7 protein-coding genes are annotated in these 9882 nt (G+C 62.3%); 4 read left to right on the forward strand and 3 right to left on the reverse strand.

Features of this window, described 5'->3' with window-relative positions; all coding sequences use genetic code 11:
* Window positions 1–155: 155 nt before the first annotated feature.
* Window positions 156–593, forward strand: coding sequence for a universal stress protein (locus BLX41_RS05230; RefSeq protein WP_123724037.1), 438 nt, complete (start codon window positions 156–158; stop codon window positions 591–593).
* 87 nt (window positions 594–680) lie between these two features.
* On the opposite strand, the gene BLX41_RS05235 is transcribed toward BLX41_RS05230, so the two are convergent.
* Window positions 681–2600, reverse strand: coding sequence for an ATP-binding cassette domain-containing protein (locus tag BLX41_RS05235; RefSeq protein WP_102863783.1), 1920 nt, complete (start codon window positions 2598–2600; stop codon window positions 681–683).
* Window positions 2601–2813: 213 nt separating this feature from the next.
* Here BLX41_RS05235 and BLX41_RS05240 point away from each other — a divergent pair, with 213 nt between their 5' ends.
* A complete protein-coding gene (locus tag BLX41_RS05240; RefSeq protein WP_123724038.1) occupies window positions 2814–4742 on the forward strand; it encodes a transglycosylase SLT domain-containing protein in 1929 nt (642 codons plus the stop codon).
* 135 nt (window positions 4743–4877) lie between these two features.
* Here BLX41_RS05240 and BLX41_RS05245 read toward each other — a convergent pair whose 3' ends face one another.
* The gene (locus BLX41_RS05245; protein WP_185073393.1) at window positions 4878–6656 is read right to left on the reverse strand and encodes an ABC transporter transmembrane domain-containing protein; all 1779 of its coding nucleotides are present in this window, start codon (window positions 6654–6656) and stop codon (window positions 4878–4880) included.
* A 258-nt stretch (window positions 6657–6914) separates the two neighbouring features.
* Here BLX41_RS05245 and BLX41_RS05250 point away from each other — a divergent pair, with 258 nt between their 5' ends.
* Window positions 6915–7094 (forward strand): PA1571 family protein, encoded by a 180-nt coding sequence (locus tag BLX41_RS05250; protein ID WP_011060254.1) that lies wholly within the window; start codon window positions 6915–6917, stop codon window positions 7092–7094.
* A gap of 75 nt (window positions 7095–7169) precedes the next feature.
* On the opposite strand, the gene pdxB is transcribed toward BLX41_RS05250, so the two are convergent.
* Window positions 7170–8312 carry a 4-phosphoerythronate dehydrogenase PdxB gene (gene pdxB, locus BLX41_RS05255; protein ID WP_123724040.1) on the reverse strand — a complete coding sequence of 381 codons (1143 nt, stop codon included), beginning with the start codon at window positions 8310–8312 and terminating at the stop codon, window positions 7170–7172.
* Between the two features lie 187 nt (window positions 8313–8499).
* Here pdxB and BLX41_RS05260 point away from each other — a divergent pair.
* On the forward strand, window positions 8500–9882 hold a 1383-nt coding region (locus BLX41_RS05260), incomplete at its 3' end, for an MATE family efflux transporter (protein WP_148059686.1).

Genomic DNA, 9882 nt, shown 5'->3' on the forward strand with positions numbered 1-9882 from the left:
CGCCAGCGGACTCAGAACCACCGCAAGGATTGACACCACTATCCAGACCGTCATATCAGTACTCTCGAATTTTTGATGAGCGGGGCCTGGGTGGAACCAACCCGCTTGAAACCAGCCATACTTGAAGCTATTGCAATCCTCAGGAGGAGCGCCTCATGTCCTACCACCATATTCTGGTCGCCGTAGATTTAACCGAAGAGTGCGATCCTGTTATCCACCGCGCTCGCGAGCTGTCGGTGAGCAATGGGGCCAAGCTGTCCCTGGTGCACATCGTCGAACCCATGGCCATGGCTTTCGGCGGTGACGTGCCCATGGATCTTTCGCAACTGCAGCAGCAACAGTTCGACCAGGCCAAGGAACGCCTGGACCGGCTGATCCACAAGTACCCGGAGCTGACCAAGGAATACAGTCACCTGACCTATGGACAGCCACGCCAGGAAATACACCACCTGGCCAAGGAACAGGAATGCGACCTGATTGTGGTGGGCAGTCACGGCCGTCATGGCCTGGCCCTGCTGCTGGGCTCCACCGCCAATGACGTCCTGCACGGCGCACCGTGTGACGTACTGGCTGTGCACCTGGCCAAACGCTAAGCCCTCACCCGACAGTTGCCAAACCGGTAACTGCTGCGAAAAAAAGCCCGACGCTGAAGTCGGGCTTTTTTATCACTCGCCAGTCACTCAGGCATCCAGCTCGGCCCAGCGCTCGACCATCTGCTCCAGCTCGGCATTCAACTGCTCCAACCGGGCAATGACCGCAGCGGTTTCAGCCGCCGGGCGCTGATAGAAACCGGCATCGGCCATTTCCGCCTCGACCCCGGCAATCTGTTGCTCCATGGCATCGATCTGCCCCGGCAGCGCCTCAAGTTCACGCTGCAATTTGTAGCTGAGCTTCTTCTTCGCCGGAGCCTCCTGCACAGGGGCTGGCGCTGCGGCTTGCACCGGCGCAACCACGGCGGAATTCAGTTCGGCCTTGCCCGACTTGTTCTCGGTAACCCCCAGCAGCCGCGGCGAACCGCCCTGGCGCAGCCAGTCCTGATAACCGCCCACGTACTCGCGAACCTTGCCTTCACCTTCAAAGACCAGGGTGCTGGTCACCACGTTGTCGAGGAAGGCCCGGTCGTGGCTGACCATCAGCACGGTGCCCTGGAAGGTCAGCAGCACTTCTTCCAGCAGCTCGAGGGTTTCCACATCGAGGTCGTTGGTCGGTTCGTCGAGGACCAGCAGGTTGGCCGGCTTGCTGAACAGCTTCGCCAGCAACAACCGGGCACGCTCACCGCCAGACAACGCCTTGACCGGCGTACGAGCACGTTGCGGACTGAACAGGAAGTCACCGAGATAGCTCAGGACGTGACGGCTCTGGCCATCGATCTCGATGAAGTCGCGACCTTCGGCAACGTTGTCGATCACGGTCTTTTCCAGGTCCAACTGATGACGCAACTGGTCGAAGTAGGCCACGTCGATCCGCGTCCCCTCTTCCACCTTGCCACTGCTAGGCACCAGGCCGCCGAGCATCAGCTTGAGCAACGTGGTCTTGCCGGTGCCGTTGGCACCCAGAAGGCCAATGCGGTCGCCGCGCTGCAGGACCATGGAGAAGTCCTTGACCAGAAACGGACCGTCCGGGTGAGCGAAGCTGACATTCTCCAGCACCATCACCTGCTTGCCGGACTTGTCGGCGGTTTCCAGCTGGATATTGGCCTTGCCGGTACGCTCGCGACGTTCACTGCGCTCCACGCGCAGCGCCTTGAGGGCCCGCACACGCCCCTCGTTACGGGTACGCCGGGCCTTGATGCCCTGGCGAATCCACACTTCTTCCTGGGCCAGACGCTTGTCGAACAGTGCGTTGGCGGTCTCTTCAGCCGCCAACATGGCTTCCTTGTGCACCAGGAAGCTGGCGTAGTCGCCGTTCCAGTCGATCAGGCCGCCGCGGTCCAGTTCGAGGATGCGGGTGGCCAGGTTCTGCAGGAAGGAACGGTCGTGGGTAATAAAGAGCACGGCGCCCTGGAAATCCTTCAGCGCTTCTTCCAGCCAGGCGATGGCACCGATATCCAGGTGGTTGGTCGGCTCGTCGAGGAGCAGCAGATCCGGCTCGGATACCAGGGCCTGGGCCAGCAGCACACGACGCCGCCAGCCACCGGACAACTCGGCGAGGGTCTTGTCGGCGGGCAGCTGCAGACGGCTCAGGGTGCTGTCCACCAGTTGCTGCAGGCGCCAGCCGTCACGGGCTTCGAGGTCGTGCTGGACGTGCATCAGTTTTTCCAGATCGGCGTCGGTGACGATGTTCTGGCTCAGGTGGTGGTACTGAGCCAGCAGCTCGCCGACACCGTCCAGGCCCTGGGCAACCACGTCGAACACGGTCCGCTCGTCGGCCACCGGTAGTTCCTGGGGCAATTCGCCGATCTTCAGACCGGGTGCGCGCCATACGGAGCCGTCGTCGGGCTTCTGATCGCCCTTGACCAGCTTCATCATGCTGGATTTGCCAGTACCGTTACGGCCGATGATGCACACCCGCTCACCACGGGCGATCTGCCAGGACACCTTGTCCAACAACGGCATGGCGCCGAAAGCAAGGGACACATCGCTGAATTTGAGCAGGGTCATGTTCTTCTCCAAAAACCGGGCGCGCATTCTACCTGACTTGCGCCCTCAGAAGGCCCGCTATTTCGCCACCGGCGACCCTGAAGGCACTTTTGTTGCCAACTGATGCCAAGGGCTCGGCAAAGCTTTCACCGGTTGCTGGCAAAAGGCTAAGCTAGTGAACAATCAGTGTTGGCCTTGTCGGCACTTGTCATGATTTCTCTGCCCGGATGTCTCATGCGCAGTCGCCTTTTCAGCCTTTTATCCTGCCTGCTTCTTTCCGCCACTGCCGTCCAATCCGCCCAGGCGGCGGACCTGACCCAGCAACGCCAGTATTACGATGAAGCCAAGCGCGCCCTGGCCAAGGGTGATTCAGGCCCTTACTTCCGTTATGCCGATGCCCTGCGCGACTACCCGCTGGAGCCGTACCTGGCCTATGACGAACTCACGGCCCGCCTGAAGAGCGCCAGCAACGCCGAGATCGAGAAATTCCTCACCGAACATGGCGACCTGCCTCAAGCCAACTGGATGAAACTGCGCTGGTTGCGCTGGCTGGCCGAACGCGGCGACTGGCCCACCTTCACCAAGTACTACGACCCGAAACTCAATTTCACCGAGCTGGACTGCCTCAATGGCCAGTACCAACTGGGCCACAACCTCAAGGCCGAGGGTTACGCCGCCACCGAAAAGCTCTGGCTGACCGGCAAATCCCAACCGACCGCCTGTGACGCCTTGTTCGCCCAATGGGCCGCCGAAGGCCAGCTCACCGAGCAAAAACGCTGGCAACGAGCCAAGTTGGCGGCCGAAGCCCGCAACTATCCCCTGGCCAACAGCCTGGTCAAGAGCATGACCACCCTCGCACCTCAGGGCCGCCTGCTGGTGGACGCGGCGCAAAAGCCGGAGCTGCTGAGCCAGCCTTCGCGCTTCCAGCCCGCCGATGAAGCGATGTCCGACGTGGTCGGCTTGGGCCTGCGCCGCCTGGCTCGCCAGGACCCGGACAAGGCCATGGCCCTGCTGGACGGCTATGCCAGCAGCATGCACTTCTCTCGTGACGAAAAAGTGGCCATTGCCCGCGAAATCGGCCTGACCCTGGCACGGCGCTTCGACAGCCGCGCCCTGGACGTCATGACCAAGTACGACCCAGATCTGCGGGACAACACTGTCTCCGAATGGCGCCTGCGCCTGCTGTTGCGTCTGGCGCGCTGGGAGGATGCCTACCAGTTGACCCGCAAGCTGCCTCAAGACCTGGCCAGCACCAACCGCTGGCGCTACTGGCAGGCGCGCAGCCTGGAACTGGCCCAGCCGAAGAACCCCCAGGCCCAGGTGTTGTTCAAAGGCCTGGCCCGGGAACGGGACTTCTACGGTTTCCTTGCCGCCGATCACGCCAAGGCCCCTTATCAGCTGAACAACCAGCCGCTGATGTTGAGCCAGGCGGTCATCAACAAAGTGCGCAATACCCCAGGCGTGCGTCGTGCCCTGGAGTTTCATGCCCGGGGCCAGATCGTCGACGGTCGCCGGGAGTGGTACCACGTCAGCCGGCACTTCAACCGCGACGAAATGGTGGCCCAGGCCAGGCTGGCCTACGACCTGAAATGGTACTTCCCGGCCATTCGCACCATCAGCCAGGCCCAGTACTGGGATGACCTGGACATCCGCTTCCCCATGGCTCACCGCGACACCCTGGTGCGCGAAGCCAAGGTCCGCGGCCTGCATTCCAGCTGGGTGTTCGCCATCACCCGCCAGGAAAGCGCCTTTATGGACGATGCCCGCTCCCACGTAGGCGCCAGCGGCCTGATGCAACTGATGCCCGGCACCGCCAAGGAGACCGCGCGCAAGTTCAGCATTCCCCTGGCCTCTCCCCAGCAAGTGCTGGACCCGGACAAGAACATCCAACTGGGTGCGGCGTACCTGAGCCAGGTCCACAGCCAGTTCAACGGCAACCGGGTGCTGGCATCTGCCGCCTATAACGCGGGCCCTGGACGGGTGCGTCAATGGCTCAAGGGCGCCGACCACCTGAGCTTCGACGTATGGGTGGAAAGCATTCCCTTCGACGAAACCCGCCAGTATGTACAGAACGTGCTGTCCTACTCGGTGATCTACGGCCAGAAGCTCAACTCGCCACAGCCGCTGGTGGACTGGCATGAGCGCTACTTCGACGATCAGTGAACCCAGCCCTCCACAAGCCCGCAGCGATGCGGGCTTTTTATTGGGCTGCCGCCCACTGCAGGAGCTGGCATGCCGGCAAAGAGGCCTTCGGACTCGGCGCCAGCCTGGTGGCCGCTTTCGCCGGCAAGCCGGCTCCTACGCAGATGCCTGAGGGCCGTCGCTGAATTGCAGGGCCGCCAGGCGCGCATACAGCGGGTTGCTGGCAATCAGTTGCTGATGAGTGCCCACGGCCACCAGCTTGCCCTGGTCCATGACCGCAATCCGGTCGGCATTCTTCACCGTGGCTAGGCGATGGGCGATCACCAGGGTGGTACGGTTCTTCATCAGGCTGGGCAAGGCTTGCTGAATCAGATGTTCACTCTGCGCATCCAGGGCGCTGGTGGCCTCGTCCAGCAACAGGATCGGCGCATCCACCAACAGCGCGCGAGCGATTGCCAGGCGTTGTCGCTGTCCGCCGGAAAGCCCCAGCCCACCATCCCCCAGATGAGTCTGATAACCCTCTGGCATCTGCTCGATGAACTCGTGGGCGTAGGCAATCTTCGCCGCGTCCTGGACCTCGGTCAGGGTCGCACCAGGATTGCCGTAGCGGATGTTCTCTTCGATGCTGCCGTAGAACAGCGCCGGGCTTTGCGACACCAGGGCAAAACAACGCCGCAGATCCAGCGGATCGAGCTGGGTCAGGGGCACGCCATCCAGCAGTATCCGCCCCTGCTGTGGGTCGTAGAAACGCAGCAGCAGATCGTAGAGGGTGGATTTGCCTGCCCCCGACGGCCCGACCAACGCCAGGGTTTCTCCGGCATGGATCTTCAGGCTCAGGCCATCGACAGCGTAGCGGTCCGGCCGTGACGGATAGGAAAAACCCAGGCCATCCAACTCCAGGTCGCCCTGCACACGTGCCGGCAAGCTCACCAGGCCACTGCTGGGCGCCTGGATAATGTTGTCCGACCGCAGCAGTTCGGCAATCCGCTCCGCAGCCCCGGCAGCGCGCTGCAGCTCGCCTATGACCTCACTCAAGGTGCCGAAGGCGCTACCGACGATCAGGCTGTAAAACACAAAAGCCGCCAGCTCACCCCCGGAAATACGCCCGGCGATCACATCCATGCCGCCGACCCAGAGCATCACCCCCACCGCGCCCAGGACCAGGACGATCACCAGGGTGATCAGCCAGGCGCGCTGGACAATACGCTGGCGCGCGGTATCGAAGGCCTGCTCCACCGTCACGGCAAAGCGCTGCTCGTCCTGGGCCTGGTGGTTGTAGGCCTGGACCGTCTTGATCTGACCAAGCGTCTCGGACACATAGCTGCCGACATCGGCGATCCGGTCCTGGCTCAGGCGCGACAGGCTGCGTACCCGGCGACCGAAAATCAGGATCGGCACCAGCACCAGGGGCAAGGCCACCACCACTATGCTGGTGAGCTTGGGATTGGTGACGAACAGCAGGACGATCCCCCCCAACACCATCAGCGCATTACGCAGGAACAACGACAACGAAGAACCGATCACCGACTGCAGCAAGGTGGTGTCCGCCGTGAGTCGCGACTGAATCTCCGAACTTCGATTGTTCTCGTAGAACCCGGGATGCAGGTAAATCAGGTGATTGAACACCTGGCGCCGGATATCCGCCACGCAGCGCTCACCGATCCAGGACACCAGATAGAAACGCACGAAAGTGCCCACCGCCAGAGCCAGGACCAGCAGCAGGAACAGGCCAATGGACTGATTCAGCAAATGCGGGGACTGGGTCATGAAACCCTGGTCCACCAACAGGCGAATCCCCTGCCCCATGGACAGGGTGATGCCCGCAGTGACAATCAATGCCAGCAAGGCGCCAAGCGCCTGCCAACGGTAGGGAGCGATAAAACGGCTGGCCAGATGCAACGCCCGGCGGTGACGAGAAGAGAGCATGCAGTTCATCCATTGACGCACCGGCGACCGACCCGTTGCAGCAGCGGCAACGAGAGGAATTCGCAGGAACTTTGCTAAATCACAATGAGTCAGGTTGATTATGACCGCTGACACTAGAGCCTAGAGATTATCGGTCTAATCTGTGGCTGGCACTCCCCGGGCATTTCTGTTGGAGTGAAGTCGCCGGGCCAGCCCTGCGGCGGTCTGTAACAGCTTGGTCACCCGGCCATTCTAGAGTAAGCACACAACCTGATGAGGAGACAGGCCATGTCCTTGCAACACAGCAGCAATGACAAGATTCAAGTGATCCGTACCCAGCCGAACCAGTCTCTGGGGTGTGCCATTATCGACGCCCAGGGTCGCGAAGTACCTATTACTGAAGACATGATCCAGAACGCCTGCCGCGAACTGGAAAAGCGACTGGTCAAGCCTGCTCGGCAAGATTGACACTCAGCCTCACGTCCTCTTGACCCGGCCAGACGGCCGGGTTTTTTATGCCCGCGTAATACTGCTTGGACGGATTCAGAGTTCGCTGGCGCCCAGGGCTCGGACGATCTGGCTCAGGGCTGGCGAATCACCCTGAATCCGCACATGCAGCCCGTCGATCTCGCGACGCTCCGGATAATGCTTGCGCAGGCCGTCGAAGGCGCTGCGTTGCTGGGCGACATCATCCGCCAGGCTGCGGCGAAAATCCGCATCATCACGGCGCGGGTCGTACACCGCCCGACAGATCATCGCCAGGGCCCAGGCCGGGTCGGCATTGGCATTCAGGCTGACTTGCGGCACCCACGGCGCCGGCAGCAAGGTGGTCAGGCTGACCTGTTCCGCCTGACCGAGGAAGCGGCAATAGGCCTGGTAGATCTGCGCCGTGCCACGCTGCTTGCCATCCAGGCTGTAGCCGGCGATATGGGGCGTGGCCAGCACGCACAAGTCCGCCAGCTCGCGATCCACTGTCGGCTCCTCTTCCCAGACATCCAGCACCGCCTGCAAATCCTCACGCTGCAGCAACACTTCACGCAGCGCCTGGTTATCCACCACCGGACCACGGGCCGCATTGATCAACCAGGTACCTTGCTTGAGCTGACTCAAGCGCTGCCGATCCAGCAGGTGCCAGGTGGAATGCTCGCCATGCCGAGCCAATGGCGTATGCAGACTGATGACGTCGCAACGTTCGATCAAGTGCTCCAGGCTGACATAGTCGCCGCCTTCCGCCGCCTGCCGCTGCGGGTCACAGACCAGAACCTGCCAACCCAGACCGCGCAGGACCTTGATCAGGCGCCCACCGACTTCACCGGCCCCCACAACGCCGTAACAGCGTTGAGCCAGGTCCGCCCCTTCGATTTCGGCCAGGGTCAACAGACTGCCCAGCACATAATCCACCACGCCACGGGCATTGCAGCCCGGCGCACTGGACCAGCTGATCCCCGCTTGCTGGAAGTAGTCCAGGTCCAGATGATCGGTGCCGATGGTGCAAGTGCCGACAAACCGCACCGGACTGCCTTCCAGCAATTGGCGGTCGACTTGGGTCACCGAGCGCACCAGCAACACGTCCGCCTGCTCCACGGTAGCCCGATCAATAGCGCGCCCAGGGAAACGCCGGATCTCGCCGAAGCCGGCAAAGAACTCTTCGATCAGGGGAATATTTTCGTCGGCAACAATCAACATGGCTGGCTCCTCGTGCGGAGCCGCAGTGTAGGCGCAGATGACAGGCCGAGCCAGCGCGGCTTGAGGTCGAGCACTCATTTCCCAGCGGCCGGCCATTACAAATCCACAACACTGGATTTTTCCTGACCAGAGTGTCAACGCGTAGACTGTCGCGTCCCGCGCAACACACCTATGGACGCTTTGCCCCGTGAACTCCGTGACCGACACCACCATCACCCCTGCCACCAGCCGCCCTGCTCGAGTCGGCCGCGAACTGCGCGACCTGCTGCGACTGGCCCTGCCTATCATGATTGCCCAGGTGGCCACCACCGCCATGGGCTTTGTCGACGCCGTCATGGCCGGCCGGGTCAGTCCGCGGGATCTCGCGGCCGTAGCCCTGGGCAACTCGATCTGGATTCCGGTGTTCCTGCTGATGACCGGCACCCTGCTGGCCACCACGCCCAAGGTGGCCCAGCGCTTTGGTGCCGGCAAGCTGCACGAGATCAGTCCAGTGGTGCGCCAGGCCCTGTGGCTGGCTGTAGTGACCGGCATCTCGGCCACGCTGATACTGATCAGCGCCGAACCGATACTGCACCTGATGAAGGTCGACCCGGAACTGATCAAACCCTGCATGGGCTATCTGCACGGCATCGCCAGCGGCCTGCCGGCAGTAGCGCTGTACTACGTGCTGCGCTGCTTGAGCGACGGACTGGGCCGCACAGTGCCGAGCATGGTCATCGGGCTTTGTGGCCTGGCCCTCAACATCCCCATCAACTACATCTTCATCTATGGTCACTTCGGCGTGCCGGCCATGGGTGGCGTCGGCTGTGGCTGGGCCACGGCGATCGTGATGTGGGTCATGATGCTGGGCATGGCCGGCTGGGTTCACTGGGCGCCGGCCTATCGCAAGATCCAGCTGTTCAGTCAGTTCGACTGGCCGCAATGGGCGGTGATCAAGCGCCTGGTGAGTATCGGCCTGCCCATCGGCATCGCGGTATTCGCCGAGTCGAGCATCTTCGCGGTGATCGCCCTGTTGATCGGCAGCCTGGGAGCCACAGTAGTGGCCGGACACCAGATTGCCCTCAACGTCAGCGCCCTGATGTTCATGATCCCCTACTCCCTGGCCATGGCCGTAACGGTACGGGTCGGCCAGTCTCTGGGGCGCCAGCAACCGCGCGACGCACGCTTCAGCGCCGGCGTCGGCATGGGCGCAGCACTGGCCTACGCCTGCTTGTCGGCGAGCCTGATGTACCTGCTGCGCGAACCCATCGCCTCGATCTACACCAACGACCCGATGGTGATCCAGGTGGCTTCGATGCTGATCGTGTACTCGGCGTTGTTCCAGTTTTCCGATGGCATTCAGGTCACCGCCGCCGGTGCACTGCGGGGCTATCAGGACACTCGGGTGACCATGATCCTGACCCTGTTCGCCTACTGGGGGATTGGTTTGCCGGTGGGCTACGTCCTGGGCCTGACCGATTGGTTCGGAGCGGCGCGGGGCCCGAGCGGCCTGTGGGAAGGGTTGATTGCCGGTTTGACCTGCGCAGCGCTGATGCTGTTGATCCGCCTGACACGCAGTGCGCGCAAGCAG

The organism is Pseudomonas protegens, assembly GCF_003732485.1.
Classification (GTDB): Bacteria; Pseudomonadota; Gammaproteobacteria; order Pseudomonadales; family Pseudomonadaceae; genus Aquipseudomonas; species Aquipseudomonas protegens_B.

What these genes read in the sequence shown, in the direction of transcription:
- BLX41_RS05230 (WP_123724037.1), top strand. Translation starts at nt 156, where the DNA reads ATGTCCTACCACCATATTCTGGTCGCCGTAGATTTAACCGAAGAGTGC.
- BLX41_RS05240 (WP_123724038.1), top strand. Translation starts at nt 2,814, where the DNA reads ATGCGCAGTCGCCTTTTCAGCCTTTTATCCTGCCTGCTTCTTTCCGCC.
- BLX41_RS05245 (WP_185073393.1), bottom strand. Translation starts at nt 6,656, where the DNA reads ATGAACTGCATGCTCTCTTCTCGTCACCGCCGGGCGTTGCATCTGGCC.
- BLX41_RS05235 (WP_102863783.1), bottom strand. Translation starts at nt 2,600, where the DNA reads ATGACCCTGCTCAAATTCAGCGATGTGTCCCTTGCTTTCGGCGCCATG.
- pdxB (WP_123724040.1), bottom strand. Translation starts at nt 8,312, where the DNA reads ATGTTGATTGTTGCCGACGAAAATATTCCCCTGATCGAAGAGTTCTTT.
- BLX41_RS05250 (WP_011060254.1), top strand. Translation starts at nt 6,915, where the DNA reads ATGTCCTTGCAACACAGCAGCAATGACAAGATTCAAGTGATCCGTACC.